The sequence below is a fragment of the Treponema sp. OMZ 803 genome, assembly GCF_024181165.1.
GTDB lineage: Bacteria > Spirochaetota > Spirochaetia > Treponematales > Treponemataceae > Treponema.
On record NZ_CP051195.1, the window covers coordinates 2,232,913 to 2,253,433 of the forward strand.

At 46.9% G+C, this 20,521-nt stretch carries 18 protein-coding genes and 3 tRNA genes; 11 read left to right on the plus strand and 10 right to left on the minus strand.

Annotated features, from left to right (window positions below):
- Positions 1 to 24 precede the first annotated feature (24 nt).
- Complete coding sequence (xseA, locus tag ABH09_RS10135; protein WP_253714293.1) at positions 25 to 1,233, minus strand: exodeoxyribonuclease VII large subunit; 1,209 nt, start codon at positions 1,231 to 1,233, stop codon at positions 25 to 27.
- Positions 1,234 to 1,279: 46 nt separating this feature from the next.
- Positions 1,280 to 1,960 carry a DUF3298 and DUF4163 domain-containing protein gene (locus ABH09_RS10140; RefSeq protein ID WP_253714294.1) on the minus strand — a complete coding sequence of 227 codons (681 nt, stop codon included), beginning with the start codon at positions 1,958 to 1,960 and terminating at the stop codon, positions 1,280 to 1,282.
- A 122-nt stretch (positions 1,961 to 2,082) separates the two neighbouring features.
- On the opposite strand from ABH09_RS10140, the gene aroC reads away from it, so the two are divergent.
- A complete protein-coding gene (gene aroC / locus ABH09_RS10145; RefSeq protein WP_253714295.1) occupies positions 2,083 to 3,201 on the plus strand; it encodes a chorismate synthase in 1,119 nt (372 codons plus the stop codon).
- Between the two features lie 67 nt (positions 3,202 to 3,268).
- On the opposite strand, the gene ABH09_RS10150 is transcribed toward aroC, so the two are convergent.
- Positions 3,269 to 3,340 (minus strand) — tRNA-Val (locus tag ABH09_RS10150).
- A gap of 179 nt (positions 3,341 to 3,519) precedes the next feature.
- Here ABH09_RS10150 and sufC point away from each other — a divergent pair.
- The 5 genes from sufC to ABH09_RS10175 all read left to right on the plus strand — a co-directional run bounded on the left by sufC (position 3,520) and on the right by ABH09_RS10175 (position 9,228).
- Positions 3,520 to 4,251, plus strand: coding sequence for a Fe-S cluster assembly ATPase SufC (gene sufC / locus ABH09_RS10155; protein ID WP_253714296.1), 732 nt, complete (start codon positions 3,520 to 3,522; stop codon positions 4,249 to 4,251).
- An 8-nt stretch (positions 4,252 to 4,259) separates the two neighbouring features.
- A complete protein-coding gene (sufB, locus tag ABH09_RS10160) occupies positions 4,260 to 5,708 on the plus strand; it encodes a Fe-S cluster assembly protein SufB (RefSeq protein ID WP_162664209.1) in 1,449 nt (482 codons plus the stop codon).
- Positions 5,708 to 7,012 carry a Fe-S cluster assembly protein SufD gene (sufD, locus tag ABH09_RS10165; protein ID WP_253714297.1) on the plus strand — a complete coding sequence of 435 codons (1,305 nt, stop codon included), beginning with the start codon at positions 5,708 to 5,710 and terminating at the stop codon, positions 7,010 to 7,012. The genes sufB and sufD overlap by 1 nt, the downstream gene beginning before the upstream one ends.
- Before the next feature lie 225 nt (positions 7,013 to 7,237).
- Positions 7,238 to 8,434 (plus strand): SufS family cysteine desulfurase, encoded by a 1,197-nt coding sequence (locus tag ABH09_RS10170; protein ID WP_253714298.1) that lies wholly within the window; start codon positions 7,238 to 7,240, stop codon positions 8,432 to 8,434.
- An 8-nt stretch (positions 8,435 to 8,442) separates the two neighbouring features.
- Positions 8,443 to 9,228 (plus strand): TIGR00282 family metallophosphoesterase, encoded by a 786-nt coding sequence (locus ABH09_RS10175; RefSeq protein WP_253714299.1) that lies wholly within the window; start codon positions 8,443 to 8,445, stop codon positions 9,226 to 9,228.
- 123 nt (positions 9,229 to 9,351) lie between these two features.
- On the opposite strand, the gene trxA is transcribed toward ABH09_RS10175, so the two are convergent.
- The 5 genes from trxA to ABH09_RS10200 form a co-directional block, all read right to left on the minus strand.
- Positions 9,352 to 9,657: a thioredoxin gene (trxA, locus tag ABH09_RS10180; protein WP_253714300.1), complete on the minus strand. Its 306-nt coding sequence runs from the start codon at positions 9,655 to 9,657 to the stop codon at positions 9,352 to 9,354.
- Positions 9,658 to 9,719: 62 nt separating this feature from the next.
- Entirely contained in the window at positions 9,720 to 11,612 is a 1,893-nt protein-coding gene (locus tag ABH09_RS10185) for a hypothetical protein (RefSeq protein WP_253714301.1), read from the minus strand.
- Between the two features lie 80 nt (positions 11,613 to 11,692).
- The gene (locus ABH09_RS10190) at positions 11,693 to 12,502 is read right to left on the minus strand and encodes a class I SAM-dependent methyltransferase (RefSeq protein WP_162664213.1); all 810 of its coding nucleotides are present in this window, start codon (positions 12,500 to 12,502) and stop codon (positions 11,693 to 11,695) included.
- Positions 12,503 to 12,732: 230 nt separating this feature from the next.
- Positions 12,733 to 12,814: transfer RNA gene (locus tag ABH09_RS10195), tRNA-Tyr, on the minus strand.
- Positions 12,815 to 12,823: 9 nt separating this feature from the next.
- A tRNA-Thr gene (locus ABH09_RS10200) sits at positions 12,824 to 12,897 on the minus strand.
- 196 nt (positions 12,898 to 13,093) lie between these two features.
- Between ABH09_RS10200 and ABH09_RS10205 the strand changes: the two genes are divergently transcribed.
- The 3 genes from ABH09_RS10205 to ABH09_RS10215 all read left to right on the plus strand — a co-directional run bounded on the left by ABH09_RS10205 (position 13,094) and on the right by ABH09_RS10215 (position 16,384).
- Positions 13,094 to 14,359 (plus strand): ABC transporter substrate-binding protein, encoded by a 1,266-nt coding sequence (locus ABH09_RS10205; RefSeq protein ID WP_162664214.1) that lies wholly within the window; start codon positions 13,094 to 13,096, stop codon positions 14,357 to 14,359.
- Positions 14,360 to 14,612: 253 nt separating this feature from the next.
- Positions 14,613 to 15,530 carry a carbohydrate ABC transporter permease gene (locus ABH09_RS10210; protein ID WP_162664215.1) on the plus strand — a complete coding sequence of 306 codons (918 nt, stop codon included), beginning with the start codon at positions 14,613 to 14,615 and terminating at the stop codon, positions 15,528 to 15,530.
- A 17-nt stretch (positions 15,531 to 15,547) separates the two neighbouring features.
- Complete coding sequence (locus ABH09_RS10215) at positions 15,548 to 16,384, plus strand: carbohydrate ABC transporter permease (protein WP_253714302.1); 837 nt, start codon at positions 15,548 to 15,550, stop codon at positions 16,382 to 16,384.
- Positions 16,385 to 16,485: 101 nt separating this feature from the next.
- On the opposite strand, the gene aspA is transcribed toward ABH09_RS10215, so the two are convergent.
- Together aspA and ABH09_RS10225 are read right to left on the minus strand one after the other, a co-directional pair.
- Complete coding sequence (aspA, locus tag ABH09_RS10220; protein ID WP_253714303.1) at positions 16,486 to 17,886, minus strand: aspartate ammonia-lyase; 1,401 nt, start codon at positions 17,884 to 17,886, stop codon at positions 16,486 to 16,488.
- A gap of 52 nt (positions 17,887 to 17,938) precedes the next feature.
- Positions 17,939 to 18,352 (minus strand): cytidine deaminase, encoded by a 414-nt coding sequence (locus tag ABH09_RS10225; protein WP_253714304.1) that lies wholly within the window; start codon positions 18,350 to 18,352, stop codon positions 17,939 to 17,941.
- Positions 18,353 to 18,375: 23 nt separating this feature from the next.
- On the opposite strand from ABH09_RS10225, the gene ABH09_RS10230 reads away from it, so the two are divergent.
- Together ABH09_RS10230 and ABH09_RS10235 are read left to right on the plus strand one after the other, a co-directional pair.
- Positions 18,376 to 19,494, plus strand: coding sequence for a PQQ-binding-like beta-propeller repeat protein (locus ABH09_RS10230; protein ID WP_253714305.1), 1,119 nt, complete (start codon positions 18,376 to 18,378; stop codon positions 19,492 to 19,494).
- Between the two features lie 21 nt (positions 19,495 to 19,515).
- A complete protein-coding gene (locus ABH09_RS10235; protein ID WP_253714306.1) occupies positions 19,516 to 20,379 on the plus strand; it encodes a peptidoglycan DD-metalloendopeptidase family protein in 864 nt (287 codons plus the stop codon).
- The last annotated feature ends 142 nt before the right edge of the window (positions 20,380 to 20,521 follow it).

The following is a 20,521-nucleotide window of genomic DNA, read 5'->3' on the forward strand; positions in this document are numbered from 1 at the left end:
AAAAAATTTTTTTCCTACGAATCTCTAGGACTCATGTGTATCCCACTGTCCTTGAGCAGTGGCTTTGATTTCGCCGTCGGCAAGCCTAATGCGTAGTGAGCAGGCAGCTACCGCATCCTGCGCACGGCGGAGCACAAGTCCCGTCTGCCGATTGTAGACGATAGAATATCCTCTGTTGAGGATCTCCTGCGGGTTTGCCCCTTCAATGGTTCGGATTAGTAAGGCGAGCCGGTGCTTTGTGTTAGTCAGCCGCGCCTGCATTGTGTACAGCAGATTTTCTTTCGCATCGTCAAGGCGCATTAAAAGCGGCTGCTCGATACGGCGGAATTTCATCTCAAGCGACTCCGGTGTAAACCCTTTAATCGTAAGCCGTATTCTTTCCAAAGCGCTGCCGATACTACGCAGCATATCGGACTGTATTTGAGTGATGGTATCGGTAATTTCATCTAAGACCGGTACGGCAAGCTCGGCGGCGGCAGACGGCGTGGGTGCGCGCACATCCGCTGCAAAATCGGTGAGTGCCCAGTCGATTTCGTGCCCGACTGCGCTGATAACCGGAATTTCCGAAGCGGCAACGGCGCGGACAACTGCTTCATCGGAGAAGGGGAGCAGGTCTTCCAAAGAGCCGCCGCCTCTTCCGATAATGATAAGCTCCCCGAGTTTATACCGATTGGCGGTTTCCAGCTGGCGTACCAGCACAGGCGCCGCCTCCGCTCCCTGAACGGGAGCGGGAAGCACGGTAACACTTACCGTGCGGTTCCTGCGCGAAAGTACAGTGAGGATATCGCGCAGGGCGGCGCCCGTTGGGCTGGTAATCACGGCGATACGGAGCGGAAAAAACGGCAACGGGCGCTTCCTGTCTCGGTCAAAAAGGCCTTCGCGCGCAAGTTTCTGCTTCCGCTCTTCCAGCATTTTCAGAATAGCGCCTTCTCCGGCAAGCTCCATCGTTTCGACGATTATCTGGTACGAACCACGCTGCTCATATACCGACAGCGAACCTGATACAATAACCTTGAGTCCGTCTTTCGGCTCAAAGCCGAGTGTCCATGTACGGCCTTTAAACATAACCGCTTGCAATGCGGCTTTTTCATCTTTTAGGGTAAAATAGAGGTGCCCGGTGCTTGAAGGGCGGCAGTTGGAAATCTCCCCCGCGATGCGGAGGGAGGTAAAATTTTGCTCAAAAAGCGATTTGATAATGCCGGTAATCTCTTGTATCGAATATACGTGATCCATACCGGTATCATATCATAATGTTGTAAAAAATCTACGCTGTAAAAACCTACTTAAACAACGAGCGGGGAACAACAATTTCCGGCATACCGGAAGCATACGGCCCGACTTGGTATTGACTAAAGACAATGCGGACGGAATTTTTTTCAAGCTTAAAGACCGCAAAATTTTCTTTTGTAGGTTCCGTGCCTCTGTTAATCCAATCCTCGTCGGAGCTAAAGGTCTTCTTTTGAACTTGAGCATTCAGCTGTTTACGTGCCTCAGTTGAAAGAGCTGCAAGCCAGTCTTTTTTTGCCGGTTGCAAAGCTTCTTCCAATGAAAGCAGTTTCTTTGTTTGCTTGCTGTAGGTTATCGGAATAAGGGTGGTACTACCATGTGCTGCGCCGCCGACATATTGATAGACAGTTAAGAGAAAACTGATATGCTTCGAATCCTCATATACCGAACTGCTGTCAATATCGAATTGAAAACCTTGCGGATAGGCGGGCGCTTCCGCAGAAAAGAATTCGCTGTTAAAGGCTTCAAGAGCCTTCTGAACAACATCGGAAACTTGGGCATTGAGAAGAGGTTCTTTTTCAAAAACGGGATAGTCGATGTCGGCCTCGTAGCTGATCCCCTGCTTCTTGTTTTTATCTTTATCCTTCGCATAGACAGCAAACGCCAAGCAGCATAGCACCAAAATAAAACCGACTGTTGCACTTATACGTAAAGTACGGTTAAAATTCTTCATATTATTCTCCTGTAAAAATATTTAGTCGTATGTATCGACAATTGATAAAACATTTACAAAGTCTGAAAGGTTACCATAAAGGCGATCTTGTGCTCTGCTGATATTTAGAATAAGATACTGCCATGGCAGGAAATACATTCGGAACAATCTTTAGAGTTACTACGTTCGGCGAAAGCCACGGAGCCGCAATCGGCGTTGTCGTCGATGGGTGTCCCGCCGGCATTCCGCTGGAACTTGAAGATTTTACCGCTGCGTTTAATACGGCACGGCCTTCGGGTACTTTTGAAACAGCGCGGCAGGAACCGAATACCCCCGAAATCCTTTCCGGCGTATTTGACGGCAAAACCCTCGGAACGCCGATTGCGGTGCTTTTGCGCAATGCCGATGCGCGTCCGCATGACTACGAAGCACTAAAAGACCTATACCGTCCCGGTCATGCGGATTTTGCCTACGAGGCAAAATACCGCCGCCGCGACTGGCGCGGCGGCGGACGCGCATCGGGGCGTGAAGCCGCTGCACGGATTGCCGCCGGTGTTATCGCAAAAAAAGTGCTGGCACATTGTTCGATACCGTATTCTGCGCAGTATCCTGTGTGCAAGACTGGCGGTAAACCGCTGGACGGCAGCACATCCGCTGACGGAGAAAACCGCCTGCAGCATGGCACTACCCTCCCGATCACTATCCAAACCTCAGCAATAGAAATTGCAGGTATCCCCTGTAACCCGATCTCTGCAACGGATGAACTCCCTTCGGAAATAAACAGTAAACTCGCTTCGATTAAGCAGGCAGGCGATTCCGCCGGTGCTATTGTGCAATGTACGGTACGGAATGTTCCTGCCGGTCTCGGCGAGCCGGTCTTTGATAAGCTTGAAGCGGAACTCGCAAAGGCGGTGCTGTCCATCGGCAGCGTTAAGGGTATTGCATTCGGGGCTGGCTTTCAGCTGGCGCGTATGTCCGGTTCGGAGGCAAATGCTGTCGATAAAAATCATCACGGGGGAATTGCCGGCGGCATCTCCGACGGAAAAGACATTGTGTTTCAGGCAGTCATAAAACCGGTGCCTTCAATCGCTCAAGAACAGATAATGGAAACTGCAAGCGGAGACCGCATAAGTCATGCTATTACGGGACGGCATGATGTCTGCCTCTATCGGCGGATCATGCCTGTTATCGACGCGATGGTTGCCATTGTGCTTGCGGATATGATGCTTCGGCAGGGCACAGCGCAAATCTTAAAAGTTTAATTAAATCGACATCGGATTGTAGCAACATTGAATTGTAGTATTGTAGTAAAGGATGAGAAAGATAAAATGGACGATACTGGGTTTGAACCAGTGACTTCTACCGTGTGAAGGTAGCACTCTACCACTGAGTTAATCGTCCGTTTTTAAACAACGGAATGAATGTAGCATATTCGCCGATTTTAAGCAAGCTGACCATGAATAAATGCACCGGGAATATTTTAAGCGGCGGCTCCTTTCTGTGCAAAAAAAAACTCTTGTAACGTATTTTGCATCTTGTTATAATATTTTACTTATGTATTTCACACGAAGGAGTTGCGTATGAAACCGCTATTACATATAGAAAATTTACATCTGTCGGTGAATGAAAAGCCGATTTTGCATAATTTGAACTTGACCGTCAACGCGGGCGAGATACACGTAGTTATGGGGCCGAACGGCGCCGGAAAATCTACGCTTGCTGCAGCGATTGTCGGTAATCCCGTCTTTCAAGTTGACCAAGGCTCAATTTTTTTTGAAGGGGAATTGATCAACGATTTGCCTGTTTTTGAGCGGGCACGGAAAGGAATCTTTCTTTCCTTCCAAAATCCCGAAGAAATTCCCGGCTTAAAGGTCGAAGAATTTCTCCGCGCGTCAAAGGAAGCCGTCACCGGTAAAAAAATACCGGCGCTCACCTTCCACAAGGAGCTGCTTCGGTTGATGGAATCGCTCAGTATCAATCCCGAGTATGCAGACCGCAGTTTGAACGTCGGCTTCTCCGGCGGCGAAAAGAAAAAGAACGAAATTCTCCAGCTTGCAGTCTTGCAGCCCAAGCTTGCCATTCTGGACGAAACGGATTCAGGACTGGATATCGATGCCACCAGAATTGTATTTGAGGGCGTTGCAAAACTCAAAACGCCGGATATGGGCATCTTAATCATCACTCACCACAGCAAGGTACTCGATTACTTAAAGCCCGATTATGTCCACGTGTTGATTAACGGATCACTGGTAAAGACTGGTGGCATCGAGCTGGTAGAGCATATTCAAAAGCACGGATACGCAGGGATGTAGGAGCGGCTATGAGTAATGATTTTAGAGATTCCCGTTCGCCCCTGTTCCAAACGCGGAAGCGTACATTCGTCTCCGATATTGAGCGGGGCATTTACGATATAAAGGACAAAATCGATTATCAGTATTCCACCGGTATGGGGCTGAATGAAGATGTGGTGCGGAAGATTTCTGCCCGCAAGCTGGAACCCAAGTGGATGCTCGACCTAAGGCTGCAATCTTTGCAGTATTTTTTTGAACGGCCGATGCCGGACTGGGGCGCCGATATTTCCGACCTCAATATTCAAGAGATTATTCACTACATTGTTTCGGACGAAAAGCCGATGGCGACCGACTGGGATCAGGTACCGGAAGAGATAAAACAGACCTTTGACCGGCTCGGTATTCCCAAAGCGGAACAAACCTCGCTGGCAGGCGTCGGTGCCCAGTATGATTCGGAAGTAGTGTATCACAGCCTGCAGAAAAACCTTGCAGACCAAGGGGTTGTGTACCTCGATATGGAATCGGCGGTGCTGCGGTACGGTGATCTTGTCCGCGAGCATTTTATGAAGCTGATAAAGCCCAACGATCATAAGTTTGCGGCGCTGCACGGTGCGGTATGGTCGGGCGGTTCGTTTGTGTATGTACCCAAGGGCGTCAAGGTAGAGCTGCCGCTGCAATCCTATTTCAGACTGAACGCGAACCAGTCAGGACAGTTTGAGCACACGCTGATTATCGTCGATGAGGGCGCCTATCTGCACTTTATCGAAGGATGCAGCGCACCTAAGTACTATAAAAATGCGCTCCACGCGGGCGCCGTCGAGCTGTATGTCGGCAAAAAGGCGACCATGCGCTATTCCACGATCGAAAACTGGTCGCGCAACCTTTACAACCTGAATACCAAGCGGGCAATCGTAGAAGAAGACGGCGCTATCGAATGGGTGTCCGGCTCGTTCGGCTCGCGCGTAACAATGCTCTATCCTATGAGTATTTTGAAAGGCGACCGCTCGCGCTCCGAGTTTACCGGTGTTACCTTCGCTTCCGCGGGGCAGTGTCTCGACACCGGTACTAAAACCGTCCATATCGGTAAGAACACCGTGTCCGAAATGCACTCGCGCTCCATTGCGAAAAACGGCGGTGAGTCGAACTACCGCGGTTTGCTGGTCATCGGTAAGGATGCAACCGGCGCAAAGGCGCTCGCCGAATGCGAATCCCTGATGCTGGATAACGAGTCCCGCACCGACACCATCCCGATTATCGAAAGCCATACCGATGATGCCGACATCGGACACGAAGCGAAGATCGGGCGTATCAGCGATTCGATGGTCTTTTATCTGATGCAACGCGGCCTCGACGAAGCGACAGCTAAATCCTTGATTATCAAAGGCTTTGTCGAACCGATCTCCAAAGAGCTTCCGCTCGAATATGCCGTCGAGCTGAATAACCTTATTTCTATTGAGCTGGAGGGAACGATAGGCTGATGAGAAACGACAACTATTTTAAACGGCTCGATTATCATATACAGGATGTACCGACGGCTCCTTTTTCCGGTATCTTTTTTCATACGGAGTCTAAGACCGCACAGTATCTACCGATTGAAGACTTCCTCAAAACATGCAGTGCGGAGCAGATTGCAAAAATATTCAACACCGAAAAGTCTCCGCGCGAAAAAAACTGCGGGCTGGGGAAGCGTTTTACCGCTGAGGTGCAGGCAAAGCGGAACAGCGGCTTTTACCTCAAAATTGAAGCTGATAAAGCTAAATACGATAAGACCGAAAGCGGCAATACTCAAAGCGGTAAAGACAGCGGCAATCTTGCCGGCGTCGTCGGTGCTGCCGGTCAAGACTTTTTCGTGCACTTCACCGTTGACGCGGCGCATTCCGTGTTGTTTGACCGGAGCTATATCGACATAGCGGATAACGCTGCGACGCGGCTCATCCTGTACTTCGATACCGACGAAAAAGCCCCCGCGCTGCAATCGTATCGGAACGGACTTATCAGTATCCGTATTGGAAAACATGCCGCAGTCGAAATTATCAAAATTCAAAACTTTGCAGACACCGCGCTCAATTTTGAAACGGTGCGGATGGATGTCGGCGAAAGAGCACGGGTAACCGTTCACGACATACAGCTCGGTTCGCAAAAAAGCGGCGTGTCCTATTCTTCCTATATGCAGGAAGATTGGGCGGAAGTGTACATCTTCCCGCTGTACTTTGTCGATAAAACGCGCCGGATGGATCTTGAACATAATCTGATTATCAACGGCAAGAGCACGCTATCGGAGATAAAAGCCCGCGGCGCGCTCAAAAACGAGGCGCATAAGGTTTTCCGCGGCAATATTTTCTTGAATAAGGGCTGCTCAGCCTCCGTCGCTCGCTTTGCGGATAACAGCATCATGCTCGATAAAAATGCCGTCGGCGCGAGCATCCCGACTATCTTCTGCGATGAAGATGACGTTATCGGGGAGCATGCCTCGAGCTTTGCCGCCATCGACAAAGAAAAACTCTACTATTTAATGACCCGCGGCTTCGACGAACTCAGCGCAAAAAAACTGATTATCGACGCAGCCTTCCGCCCCGTCTTTAACAGTATTCCTGATGAAGCAATAAGGAACCGGCTGAACGCAGAATTTGATGCACGCCTATCAACGCAGATTCAGGCTCAAGCGGATAAAACAGCCGCATCCAAAATCGGAACAGCAACATCCGGCACCGAAACAGCGGCGTCAGACAGTGCTCAAGGCAAAATGGGGGCGGCGAATATAGGGCAACCGCATCGGAAATAGGTAAAACGGTTGCCTTCCTTTTGCGCGAAATTTTATAACATAAAATTTCGCGCCTTATTTTTTAGAAAAAAGATAAACGCATCAGATGAATAGGTAAAAGTCGCAGAATAAGTGAGATTGGGCGACCATTTGAGACGCAACGCGGCGAAATTCTGGTTGGACAAGCTCACTTATTCTGCGGGGAATACAACAAAATATCTGATGCGTTTACCTTGGAGAGAGATTATGTATAGACAATACTTCCCGTTACTGCAAAATCGGAATATTCACTATTTGGATGCTGCCGCAACTGCGCAGCGTCCGCAGGCAGTGCTCGACGGCGTACAGGCGTACTACACCCGCAGCAACGGAAATGCAGGACGCGGCTCCCATACCCTTGCGATGGAATCCTCTGCATTGATTGAAGCCGCCCGCACTGCGGTAAGCGGTTTTATCGGCGCCGACGATTCCGGCGAGGTGGTGTTTACCAAGAATGCGACCGAATCGCTCAATATCATTGCATACTGCTACGGATTAGAGCAGCTTCATGCCGGCGATGAAATAATCATTTCGATTGCCAACCATCATGCAAACCTTATCCCGTGGCAGTTCGTTGCACGAAAAACCGGCGCCGCGCTGCGGTATGTCTACCTTGATGAACACGGCAACTTCGACATGGCAGGTTTTAAAGCCCTGCTCGGCAGCCGTACCAAGATTGTAGCGGTAACCGCCGCTGTCAATACCACCGGGGTTGTCTTTCCGGTACGGGAGATCATCACGGAAGCGCATAAGCACGGCGCCGTCGCCGTTATCGATGCGGCTCAGTCTATTGCGCATTTTCCGCATGATGTTGCGGCATGGGATTGCGACTTTCTCGCGTTTTCGGGACACAAGCTCTATGCAGAGTTCGGCGCCGGAGTGCTGTATGCCAAGCGCACACTTATCGAAAAAATGCCGCCCTTCCTCTACGGCGGCAGCATGATTGAATTCGTCGGTGAGCAAACCAGTGAGTTTAAAGCGGGCGGCGCAAAGTACGAAGGCGGTACCTTGGATACCGCTGCGATTCATTCTTTACAGTTGAGTATCGACTTTTTGAAAAAACTCGGGCTTGAAGAATTGCATAGTTATGTGGAAGGATTGCACCGGTCACTCTTGACTGCTTTAAAAAGCCTCGACTTTGTGGAAGCGTACTATACGGATGCACAGCGGCGGGTACCGACCGTTGCCTTTAACGTCAAAGACGTCCATTCGCACGACACTGCGTATATTCTGGATGAGCAAGGCGTTATGGTCAGGAGCGGACACCACTGCACGCAGCCGCTAATGGAATATATGGGCATCAACTCCTGCTGCCGCGCAAGCCTCGGTATCTACAACACGCAGGAAGACATCGATGCCCTCGCCGCCGCCCTCAAAAAAGTGTACGAAATCTTTAAGCGGTAGATTGCATAATGGGTGATGAACTGACTCTTTTTTTCGGCGGAGATATTTGCGGAACGCTGGGCGTCGATATTGCAGTACGGGTGATTCCGGAGCTGATTAAAGCTGAAAAACTTGATTTTATAATCGTAAACGGAGAAAATGCGGCGAAAGGCTCCGGCATAGAATTGGGACAAGCCGCGCGGTTATTTGCTGCCGGAGTTGATGTTATTACCGGTGGAAATCACAGTATGGAGCGGTTTGACTTACGAGCCGGTTTCGGACAGGAACCACGGATACTGCGCCCCGCAAACTACCCGCTTGCGCCGGGCAGCGGTATCATCACCGTGCGTAAACCACAGGGTACGTTGACGGTACTGAATATACAAGGAAGGGAAAACATGCGCCCGATCGATTGTCCCTTCCAAACGGCTGACCGTTTATTAGCGGAACAGACTGACGGCATAGTTATGGTGGATTTCCATGCGGAATCGGTACAGGAAAAAGAAGCCCTCGCGTATTATCTTGACAGGCGTGTTTCCTGTGTGTTCGGCTCTCATACCCATACGCAAACCGCCGATGAACGTATTCTCACAGGAGGTACCGGCTACATTAGCGATGCAGGTATGATAGGGGCATTCCATTCGATCATCGGCAGCTCTATTGAGGCTGCTGTAGCCCGAAGCCTCACGCTTACCCCGCAAACCTTCAACATACCGGAAAGCGGAGAAGCGATATTCTGCGGCATTATTGCAAGGATATCATTGGAAACAAAAAAAACGCTTTCGTTAAAACGGGTACATAAGGCGGGTATCTAAAGACCGGCGGTTCCGTAAGATGAAACCGCTCAACCGGTCGGTATTTCCTAAAATATGTTCTTATTGATGCAGAGGGGGAAATACCCCGATACTTTGCCTCGGGGTAGAATGACTGTCTGCTTATTAGAGTAATGCCAGTATCTTGGCTTTATCAATAAATCCGAGAGAGCGTTTAACTTCTTTTCCGTTTTTGAAAAGGATGAGCGTCGGGATACTGGTAACGCCGAATCTTACTGCAAGATCTTGCTGTTCGTCTACATTAACCTTCGCAAGAACAGCTTTTCCGTTAACTTCCTTTTCCGCTTCTTCAAAAACGGGGCCAAGCATCTTACAAGGCCCGCACCACGGAGCCCAGAAATCTACCAATGCCGTTTCGGCACCGTTGATTGCCTTGTCAAAATTTTCCTGATTTAAATGTAGTATAGCCATACCAATTTCCTCCATAAAATATGAAATGCATCGTTTACCGATCATCCGGTGTACTTATCTCATTACACAGAGTGCAGCACAAGCCACAATATATAATATTCCGTATAAAGCCTTAACGCCCCTTTATTTTTTACTTTTGCCAAACCGGGCGTACTGACAATTGCATCCGCTAAATTACGAATACGGTCGGATGTCAGCTTGGTAAAAGACTGCGTTCTATGTGCTATCTTTACCTGATCTCTGATAAAGGAGTTAACATCATCGGTATTTTGCTTTCTAATTGCAGGATCGATAATTGTATTCCACAGATCAAGCTGCTCAATAATACAGTCCTGTAAACTTTTATTTGCGGGAATAAACTCAGCCTGCAATTCACTCGCAATTTCCCGTGGTGAAATTTTTTTATTAGTGGTCCCCGGTTGTTGTGGCAAGGATTCAGCTTTAGAATTTCCCATCCGGGCGGAGCGACGTGTCTTCTTTGGTCGCATAAAGAAAGCGATAATAGAAGATATGATAGGAATCGTATACCAAAAAGGCAATAGAATTTTTGCATCCGTTAAAAGTTCTTGCCTGTTCATCATAAACAAGTCGGTATAGGATAATAACCGGTCGCGGGAAAATATTCTTCGAATCTCAGCCGCTTGATGTTCCGTAATACGCTTGTCAGCTGAAAGCATGGGAATAAACGGGGCACCCAGTAAGGCATACAATATCGGTACGTACTCCGCACATAAAGTTTTTAATAACTGGTTAAATGCCGAATCGGTGTGCATCGCATCGGATTGTTCAAACCGTATCAGCTGTTGATACCATTTCTTTAAACAAACATCCCGCAATTTTTTTCGGTTATCGTTTACCAGCGAGATAATTAATGGTACCGTTTTATCCAACATGATGTAATACCGCTCCCCATCAGGAGTTTTGAAACTGAGAAGATCGGGTAAATTAGCATCTCCATCCGAACCGGTTTTTTCCTGTATATATTCCTCAAGATCACTTTGACTATATTGCCCGAGCAACGGTACTCCACGGGAATCTTTAAAATTAACAATGGCAGCCTTATTAAAATAATATGGAGGTTTCTGAAGTGCCAAATCGAGATTCTTTAGGGCAGTTTCTCGTTGAAGCGACTGCTGCGTCTTATTCCGATAATAGTTATTCAGATATTCGATAATAAAGATAGCCTGCAAAATGGTAATTTCATCGCTCATTTTTTCGGTTTTCTTCGAAAATTCTTGTTTTACAACGGAACAAAGATAGCTCCAGTACAAATATACATCACCCGATTTTTTTAATGTGTACATTGCTTCGGACGAGTGGGCCTGAATCGTAAGGATAAACTTTCTAATTGAATACTCTTTTCCGGGGTTTGCCGTTATCAATTTTTTTTGAATAAAATCTCGTAATTCATCCTTCTGAAAGAAGAACCGTAATTTTGCGATTGCAAGATCAAGCATTTGATCGGTAGAAAAATTTCCCGGGAAAATAAGCGGAGGGGTGTCGTCAGGAAACATAAGCTGATACAGAAAGGTATCGTTTTCCGGTTCCGGCTGCAACTCGGTAAAATCGGTATTGATTCTAATATAACGGAGAAAACGCTTGGAAAAATTCTGCGGTATTGCGCTGGCAAGCGGAAAAGGTAATTCAGGTTTTTCACGAATCATCTCGTATTGACGTGTCACCTTATCGAGAAAATAGAATGGGACAAAGACAACTTTACCTTTCCGTTTGTCGTCGATAAGCTCTACTTTCCCTTCCGATTCAAGAGCTTCCAGCTCCGTTAACAATCTTGTTTCCGATATATCAATGAAAGAAGCAACATCAGGCTTTTCGGCTATGTTTCTTTGAGCATACTTTCGTAAATAATCGGTTAATTCGCTAATCCCAACAAATGGACTATTAAAGCGCAGAGCATAAGTGCGCAAAATATCCGGGAGTCTTACACTAACAGCCATTTGTTTCTTATTATTGCATACTTTTCCTAATTGAACAAGAGGAAAACTAAAGTTTGTGGGTATCCGATTTTAGTACCCGGTTAATTCAGTTTTAAATGCAAAATAATGGTTCTTCCCCCATCGTCACATACTTTCATCGCGATACGGGTATACAGTTTTAATTTACGCTTCAGCATCTTCCGCGCAGTGGTATAAAAGGTACGTTGCTCCATCAGTTCCATATCGCATTTTCGGGCAAAAGCAGAACCGTCATCCACATAAAAGTACATCTGCGCCGAAGTATTGCCTGTTTTTTGTACATATTTATTGGCATATTTTATACCAATTGCGTTTGTCGCATCAAAAATCAATTCACCCTTCGGAAAACGTTTTTTTAGCTCCGATAAAAAAGTTACTATCTTTTCTTCTCGAAAATATTGAAATACACCGGATACGACCAATAAAGACGGAAGAGAAGTGTCTATACCCTCTACCCACTCAAGTTTAAAGATATCCGCACCGATAAGCGTTTCGTTTTCTTTTGCTCCCAAGATATTTTTACGCAGCTCTATCACTTCCGGTAAATCGATTTCGTAAAAAGGAACATTGATGGCAGGCAATCTAAACGCAGCCGTTTCCAACCCGGCTCCGAGGTTAATGATATTACATTTTTCATGCTTGTCATAAAAACCTTTTATCATCTCGTCAAAATTATAATAGCGGGCGACTGAAGCCAGCATCGTATATTGGGATGATGATTTCCAAATCCGCTCAAATGCTCCTGCCGGAATTTTTGATTCCAACGACAAAGCCGTTCCATCATAAAAATATTCGGGAAAATGTTTAGACGCATAAATCCGCGCAGCCATCGGTATAAGCATCGTATCAGCCACACCGTTAAACTCATTCATAACCGCCTCCGTTAAGACTTGTACAGGGAATACTGAAAAATCCAAAAACTTCTATTTTTTAACGGCCTAAAGAATCTATTCCTGTTTGCTATACATAATACAATTAAATTAGGACTTTAAGTCAAGAGGAGACACATTTTTGTCATCCGTAAACAGTGGAAAATCGATAAGAAATGAAAACCGGCGAACCTCAGCTGGTATATTCGCCTTTATTTTTTTTGAAATAAAAATGGGGAGACAAGGATTCGAACCTTGGAAGGCGGAGCCAACAGATTTACAGTCTGCCCCCTTTGACCGCTCGGGAATCTCCCCATATCGATGAGCCAACTTAGGGATTCGAACCCTAGACCCCGAGATTACAAATCACGTGCTCTGGCCAGCTGAGCTAAGTTGGCATAAATATGAGATGCATCATATCGGTTTCCGTATTATCTGTCAAGTGTAAAACAAGAAAATAGATTTTTCTTGACAAATCGAAATTCACGGGTGATACTATAGTAAACGCTGCTAAAGCTATACTGCGGATTTTGCGTTGCAAAACCCAATTTCGCTTTTAGGCGGACAATAAATGTTTTGTTGGAGGAGTGTTTTATGAAAAAATTCACGGCTGTGATGCTTGCCGGCGTTTTACTCGCGGCATTTTCTCCCGTTTTTGCGAACGGCGCAAATGAAGGGGGCGGAGGAGAGAAAGTTACGCTGACGATGGGTTCTTGGCGTACCGATGACGTTGCACAGATCAGCGCGCTGCTTAAAGAGTACAAAAAGGTAAAGCCGAATGTAACAATCGAATTTAAACCGACTATCAATGTCGATTACAATGCGACGTTGCGGCTGCAACTTGAAAGCGGCACCGGCCCCGATCTGATGTATGCTCGTTCGTATGCAACCGGTGAAAAATTGCTTATGGATGGCTATTTTGCCGATGTGTCGGACATTCCCGGTTTAAAATCGAACTTTACCGCAGGGAATCGTGCTCCATGGACTGCCGCCGACGGACGTAACTTTGCCGTCCCGTTTAATGCAATTGTACAAGTTGTCTACTATAATAAGGACATATTCAAGAAGGCCGGAGTTGCGGTTCCACAGACATGGGAAGATTTTTTAGCTGTCTGCGATAAGCTGAAAAAGGCCGGTATTACACCGATCGCCAACGGACTTGCCGACGAATGGGACATTAATGAATGCTTTATGATGGGTATTTTACCGGGCTTTGTCGGTGGAGCCGAAGGTCGTATGGCATATCAGTCGGGCAAGGTACCTTTGAACGATGCTAAAATGGTAAGCGCTTTTCAGGCAATGGCCGATGTAGCAAAATATTGCCCCAACGGTTTTGCCGCTCTTACCTACAACGATTCAATTGCATTGTTTGCTACCGGACAGGCTGCCATGTGGGTAGACGGATCGTGGAATGTCGGGGCATTTAAAGACGTTTCATTCAATTGGGGAACGTTTATACCGCCCGCTCCTGCCGGTAAAAAAGCAGCCGTTTGTTTCCATCCCGACACAGGTATGGCGTATAATAAGGCAAGTAAGCATGTTCAGGAATGTAGAGACTTTTTAGCATGGCTATGTACGGTACAGGGCGCAACCGTTTGCGCCGAATTTATGCCGACCGGCTTTTTCCCGATGATTAATGCCCCCATCAAAATCAAAGATGCTCACGCAAATGAAATTCTCGCGCTTACCGCAGGAAAACTGCAGGATGCACGCTTTGTATGGGAACGCTGGATGGATGGATCCCCCAGCGGCTATGTACTGATGAATCAGGGCGTTATCGCTGTTATGAAAGGTGAAAAAACCGCTAAGCAAGCTGCCGATGCATTGGCTGCAGGGGTTGCAAAATCGTATAAACCTTAAGGTTTAGTTTCTTATCCGATACGGATGGGATGAGTTGCCGAAACGGTAAATCAACACCCCCGACGCAAGCGTCGGGGTACAATGCTCAACGTTTCGCATTGTATGTTCTATAAGGTGGTTGCAGTCGGCTTTAATACCCTTTGTTACGACGCAGAGCGTTGCCGAGGACGGCGGGTATTAAACCCTCCGCACGAATAACCTTTAAGGCAACCCATCCTCCGTTCATGTTGCTTTGAGCGACGGAGTTGCAAATATGCATATTAAAAAAAGTGATAAGTACGGATGGCTTATATATCTTTTGCCTGCTTTTGTCGTGTACACTGTCTTTATGGCTTTTCCACTGGCGGATTCAATCAGGCTTAGTTTTTTTTCCGGTTCTTCGGTCTCCGGTAAAAATGTCTTTGTCGGCTTAGATAACTATAAAGCTCTTTTTGGTGATGCCGAAAATGCCCGCCGGTACTGGGGTGCATTCAGCAATACGTGGTATTTTTTCTTTATTCACATGCTGGTTCAAAACGTTTTAGGCCTTACATTTTCGCTCATGCTCACCGCGAAGGGTATGAAGTGGACACGTTTTTATCAAACGATTATTTTTATTCCGGTTACTTTGGCTATTTTGGTTACCGGATATTTATGGAAGCTTATACTCAACCCCCAGTGGGGTGCCTTGCCGCTCCTGTTAAAAAATATCGGCCTTGAAACGCTCATAAAACCGTGGCTCGGTGAACAGCAATATGCGTTGACAGCTATTTCGTTGGTATCATCGTGGCAGTGGGTGGGTATCCCCGCTATGATGATTCTAGCCGGTTTACAAACCATTCCGGACGATTTGTTGGAGGCTGCCGACATTGCAGGCTGTAACGGCTGGCAAAAAATTCGATATATAAAACTCCCGTTAATAAAACCGGTGCTCGGCATGGTTGCAATTTTAACATTCGTAAATAACTTCAATGCGTTCGACGTTGTTTTTGCGATGGAAAATGTAAACGGTGCGCCGCAATATGCGACCGATCTGATCGGTACGCTTTTTTATCGCGTAGGAATTGCAGGGCAGCACCCCGTAGGTATCCCCAATCCCGGTATGGGAGCCGCAATTGCAACGGTAACGTTTATTATGCTGATGATCGGCGTCGGTATCATGCTACGCTTGACGCAAGGCGACAAGAATTAAAGTAAAGGGGAAATAGGATGAAAGCTTCTCTTTCACGTGACAGAATGCATCTCGGTTCTCATGTTGTACTTATTTTTTGGACGTTTTTAGTGCTTTTCCCTTTGTGGACGATGATTGTCAATTCGTTTAAGTTTAAATTCGACATTTATACCGACCCTTTCGGATTGCCTAAAAAATGGAATTTCGAAAGTTATGTGTCGGTTATAACGGACGGCGACTTCTTTTTATATTTCCGCAACAGCCTTTTTGTAACGCTCGGTTCGATTTTTCTTGTGTTATTATTCGGCGCTATGGCGTCTTATGCGTTAGTAAACTGGAAACGTAAAGCTTCCCGTTTTTTATATCTGTTTTTTATCGCGGGGATGATGCTTCCGATCAAAATCGGGAGTATCCGCCTTTTGCAGCTGATTAAAGGACTGGGGCTTTTAAATACGCTCTGGGGCTTATTCCCCGTATATACGGCGATGGGGCTGCCGATAGCCGTATTCGTCTTAACTGAATTTATCCGTCAAATTCCTGCTGAACTGACCGAGGCTGCCGTTATTGATGGCGCGACACGTAACAAAGTCTTTACCATTATTATCCTGCCGCTTTTGCGTCCCGCGCTTGCAACCGTTGCCATCTATAATCTTATTCCGTTCTGGAATGACTTATGGTTCCCGCTTATCTTTATCAACCAAGATGCACACAAGACATTGCTGCTCGGCGTAACACGCTTGTTTGGACAGTATATGACCGATTGGTCTCGGATTTTAGCTGTGCTTACCTTGTCGGCCATTCCCGTTTTGGTATTATACCTCACGATGTCTAAAAACTTTATTAGGGGATTAACTGCCGGCGCCGTAAAAGGATAAATAGAAAGCAAACGCAAGCAGCGATGCCTGCACCGCTGCTCTTTTTCGCGTTAGGATAGGCTATACATTTAAAACCTGAGGTTTTTGGACAGCCCCGTTTCTTACAGCTTGTTCATTTTCTTAGGCTGAGTCATGTTCTCCGGCTTTAAGATTTCGTCGAGCGCTTCTTTCGATAACAAGCCGCGTTCCAACACGAGGTCGTAGACGCTGCGGTTGTCTTTAAGCGCAGTCTTGGCAATATCGCTTGAAATTTCGTAGCCGAGTACCGGGTTCAGCGCCGTCACCAAGCCGATACTTCGATAGGTCAGTTCCTTGCACCGCTCTACATTCGCTTCGATGCCGTCGATACAGCGCTGCCTGAGCGTGGACATACCGTTCTTTAAAATCGAAATCGATTCCAAAATACTGTAAATAATAACCGGCTCAAAAACGTTCAGCTCCAACTGCCCCGCTTCGGCAGCCATCATCACAGCCGTGTCGTTCCCGATAACGCGGAAACATACCTGATTCATCACTTCGGGGATAACGGGATTGACTTTACCCGGCATAATCGACGAACCGGGCTGCATTGCAGGAAGATGTATTTCGTTCAAGCCGGCGCGCGGTCCTGAGCCAAGCAGACGCAGGTCATTACATATCTTAGAAATTTTTACTGCAAGACGTTTCAGCTGCCCCGAATAGGAAACAAAGCAGGTAGTATCATTCGTTGCGGCGATCAAATTCTTCGCCTTCGTAACAGGATAGCCCGAAATTTCTGCAAGCCGTTTTGTTACCAAATCCGCATAGGCAGGATCACTGTTGATACCGGTACCGATAGCGGTTGCTCCCATATTGATTTCGAGTAAGCCGGAAACAGCATGCCGGATATGCGGCACCTCTCCCTCTAAACTTGCCGCATACGATTCAAATTCCTGACCAAGCGTCATCGGAACCGCGTCCTGCAGCTGAGTCCGCCCCATCTTGATATGCCCGCCGAATTCTTTTCCCTTTTGACGGAAAGAAGCTATCAAGTTTTCAAGTTCGGTAATCAGCCCCTCCGTATGTAAACAGATACCGAGCTTCGCTGCCGTCGGATACGCATCGTTGGTAGACTGTGCAAGGTTGATGTGGTTATTCGGATGGCAGAATTGGTATTCGCCTTTTTTATGCCCCAGCAATTCAAGTGCACGGTTCGCAATCACCTCATTTGCGTTCATATTGGTAGACGTTCCCGCACCACCTTGAATCATATCCGCAGGGAATTGATCATGCAGTTTACCGGCAATAATTTCTTTACAGGCAGCGATAATCGCTTCTGCCGTCGGTTTTTCCAACAAGCCCAATTCATAGTTTGCCTGTGCCGCCGCCTGCTTAACCATCGCAAGGGCTTTGATAAACCCCGGATAGGCGGAAAGATGCACGCCGGTAATATTGAAGTTTTCCATACAACGGAGCGTTTGTACGCCGTAATATGCCTCATCGGGAACATCCCGATATCCTAAAAGATCATGTTCTTGCCGCATTGTTTCCTCCTTTTTCCGGCATCTAAATTTTCTTATCAGCAGATAAGTTTTCTTATTTCTGTTGCAACTCGTGGAGTGAATCGAAAGGATAGACACCACTTACGGTTGTTTCAATCCGATTATCGGCGGAAGAACCGAATATAACCGGTGCTTCCGGCTTCATAAACTCGGAGATCACCTGCCGGCACGCACCGCACGGCCCGACCGGATAATCCGCATCGGGGGTTGCGATTGCAATAGCAGTAAAGTTTCTTTTGCCCATTGCAACGGCACGAAAAACAGCGGTGCGTTCGGCACAGTTAGTCAATCCGTAAGAACGGTTTTCAACATTCACACCGGTAACGACGCTTCCATCATCAAGCAGTAATGCAGCGCCTACTCTAAAATGAGAATAAGGGGCGTACGCATTTTTTGCTGCCTCCAGAGCTTGTTCAAAGAGATGATCATACTTACTTGAATCTTTCATTCTACTATTATACCATATCAGCTATGAAAATGACAGCATTCGATAATCGTTTTATTATTTTTCCCATTCTTTTTTTATTCATATACATATTTGCAGCGGCAGTCCCCCTCGGTTCGGATATTTATTTTCAGCCGGTGTGGGTGCGCACTATCACGCCGGATACCGCACAGGCGGAACTTGAAGGAATAACCGATACGGCCGAAACCGTAGAGAGGCAAGTATCGGCGGAACAATTTATCGGGAAAGAACCTAAAGTATTTCTTACGGAGAACAGATTCGGTTATTTTACTGCCGGCGGCGAATTGCTCCGCTCATTCCCCGTTACACAGCGGATTTCGGCTTCGTCCGCAGCGTGGACTGAATACGGAAGCGATGCCGCCCAAACGCCGATTTACCGCCCCGACGGTTCTTTGATAACCGTTATCGAAGAGCAGGGGTTTGTATATGTTGATGGAGACCGCTTTTATCTTTTTGAGCCTGGCGGCAGCGCCGTCAAACAATACGGTGCAGACGGTAAACCGCTGTGGCGTTATCTGCATACCGCACCGATTACCGCCTTTCACAGCACCGGAGCCGGCGTTATTATCGGATTTTCCGACGGGAAGCTGGTAAGCCTCGATTCTGCGGGTAATGTAGTGTTTGACTTTTATCCGGGCGGCAGCGACTATCAGGTTATACTGGGCGCAGCGCTTTCTGCAGACGGACAGCTTGCCGCCTGTGTATGCGGGATTGACCGCCAGCGGGTATTGCTCATACGGATAGACGGCAACAAGTATAAAATTGTACACCATCGATACTTGGAAGGGAATCTCCGCAGGCAGGTCTTTGTAGATTTCGATATAAACGGGAAAAATGCTGTCTTTGAGTGTGCCGAAGGTATCGGTTTTATCGACTGCGATCGGTTAATCTCAGGTATTATACCTCAACGCGGTACGATTATCTCCGCTGGTCAAAATCCATATAAGAATATTATGGCGATTATAAGCAAGCAGGAGCAAAGCTCAACATTATCGTTTATAGAAGCGCCTTTCTATGTCGTCGGCCGAACCTCTTTTCCTTCAAAAAATATCTTTCTTATGCAGGAGCAAGGAACGATATTCCTCGCAACCGACACAAAATTAGCGCGTATCGATATAAAATAAATTGATAAATAGGATACTGATATGAAAAGATTTTTCTTTTGCATTTTAGCTGCAGCGGTATGTGTTGCTGGATTGTCCGCATTGGAATGGCCTGCTGACACACAAAAATTCTTAAGGCTTTTCGGACAGCGCATCGGTGAAAATACTTTTGAACAAGGTTTAACCTTTGAGGATGTAACAGCGGTACGCGCCGCCGATGACGGAATACTCTTGATCGCTCTGGATAAAAAATACGGAACCGGTTCATTTCCTTCCACACTCGGAAATGCACTAATATTTTTACACGATGACGGACTCCAAACGGTTTACGGGAATCTTGACGCTAACGCAGTGTTCCTAAGCAGAGTAACAACCGAATCAAATGCGGTTATCGGAAGGACGGGAAACAGCGGATGGGGGAAACCGAACGACCTTATCTTTCAAGTAAGCGACAGTCAGAAAAAAGTATATATCAATCCGCTGCTGCTGCTTCCGTCTGTCAACGATAAAATCGCACCGCAAATACAAAATGTCGTTTTGATAAATGAACAAAACACAGCCTTTCAAATGAACGGGCAAAAAACCGTGCGGCAGGGAAGTTATGAACTGTATGCGGATATTTCCGATACGGCTTCGCAGGGAGGCCTTAGTTTTAGTCCTTTCCGGATTACTATTTTTGTAAACGGTACAAATATCCGAACCATTCCGTTTGAAACTATTGCGGAAAAAGACGGCGATTCTTATTTAGGCAACACCGCCTTTACCGACACGCTGCTGTACCGGCGGAAAAATGAGCTGTATTTAGGCAAAATTATTTTAAACCGCGGAAAATCCGATATATTAATTACGGCACGGGATATAACCGGCAACGAAAAATCCGAACGGTTTACCATCCAAGTCGACTAGCGGATCAGGGAAAACGTATCAGACTGTATTTTTAACAGCCCCGCAAAATAATTGGGTCTGTTCAACCAGAGTTGAACCGCTTCGCGGTTCAAATGGTCTCACAGTCCCAATTATTTTGCGGTATTGAATATATCCGTCCGAT

Coding starts and splice junctions, on each gene's coding strand:
- ABH09_RS10190 (WP_162664213.1), bottom strand. CDS start 12,502: ATGAATGAGTTTAACGGTGTGGCTGATACGATGCTTATACCGATGGCT.
- ABH09_RS10185 (WP_253714301.1), bottom strand. CDS start 11,612: ATGGCTGTTAGTGTAAGACTCCCGGATATTTTGCGCACTTATGCTCTG.
- sufD (WP_253714297.1), top strand. CDS start 5,708: ATGAGAAACGACAACTATTTTAAACGGCTCGATTATCATATACAGGAT.
- ABH09_RS10205 (WP_162664214.1), top strand. CDS start 13,094: ATGAAAAAATTCACGGCTGTGATGCTTGCCGGCGTTTTACTCGCGGCA.
- ABH09_RS10230 (WP_253714305.1), top strand. CDS start 18,376: ATGAAAATGACAGCATTCGATAATCGTTTTATTATTTTTCCCATTCTT.
- ABH09_RS10225 (WP_253714304.1), bottom strand. CDS start 18,352: ATGAAAGATTCAAGTAAGTATGATCATCTCTTTGAACAAGCTCTGGAG.
- ABH09_RS10170 (WP_253714298.1), top strand. CDS start 7,238: ATGTATAGACAATACTTCCCGTTACTGCAAAATCGGAATATTCACTAT.
- ABH09_RS10215 (WP_253714302.1), top strand. CDS start 15,548: ATGAAAGCTTCTCTTTCACGTGACAGAATGCATCTCGGTTCTCATGTT.
- sufB (WP_162664209.1), top strand. CDS start 4,260: ATGAGTAATGATTTTAGAGATTCCCGTTCGCCCCTGTTCCAAACGCGG.
- ABH09_RS10140 (WP_253714294.1), bottom strand. CDS start 1,960: ATGAAGAATTTTAACCGTACTTTACGTATAAGTGCAACAGTCGGTTTT.
- aroC (WP_253714295.1), top strand. CDS start 2,083: ATGGCAGGAAATACATTCGGAACAATCTTTAGAGTTACTACGTTCGGC.
- ABH09_RS10175 (WP_253714299.1), top strand. CDS start 8,443: ATGGGTGATGAACTGACTCTTTTTTTCGGCGGAGATATTTGCGGAACG.
- ABH09_RS10235 (WP_253714306.1), top strand. CDS start 19,516: ATGAAAAGATTTTTCTTTTGCATTTTAGCTGCAGCGGTATGTGTTGCT.
- sufC (WP_253714296.1), top strand. CDS start 3,520: ATGAAACCGCTATTACATATAGAAAATTTACATCTGTCGGTGAATGAA.
- aspA (WP_253714303.1), bottom strand. CDS start 17,886: ATGCGGCAAGAACATGATCTTTTAGGATATCGGGATGTTCCCGATGAG.
- ABH09_RS10210 (WP_162664215.1), top strand. CDS start 14,613: ATGCATATTAAAAAAAGTGATAAGTACGGATGGCTTATATATCTTTTG.
- trxA (WP_253714300.1), bottom strand. CDS start 9,657: ATGGCTATACTACATTTAAATCAGGAAAATTTTGACAAGGCAATCAAC.
- xseA (WP_253714293.1), bottom strand. CDS start 1,233: ATGGATCACGTATATTCGATACAAGAGATTACCGGCATTATCAAATCG.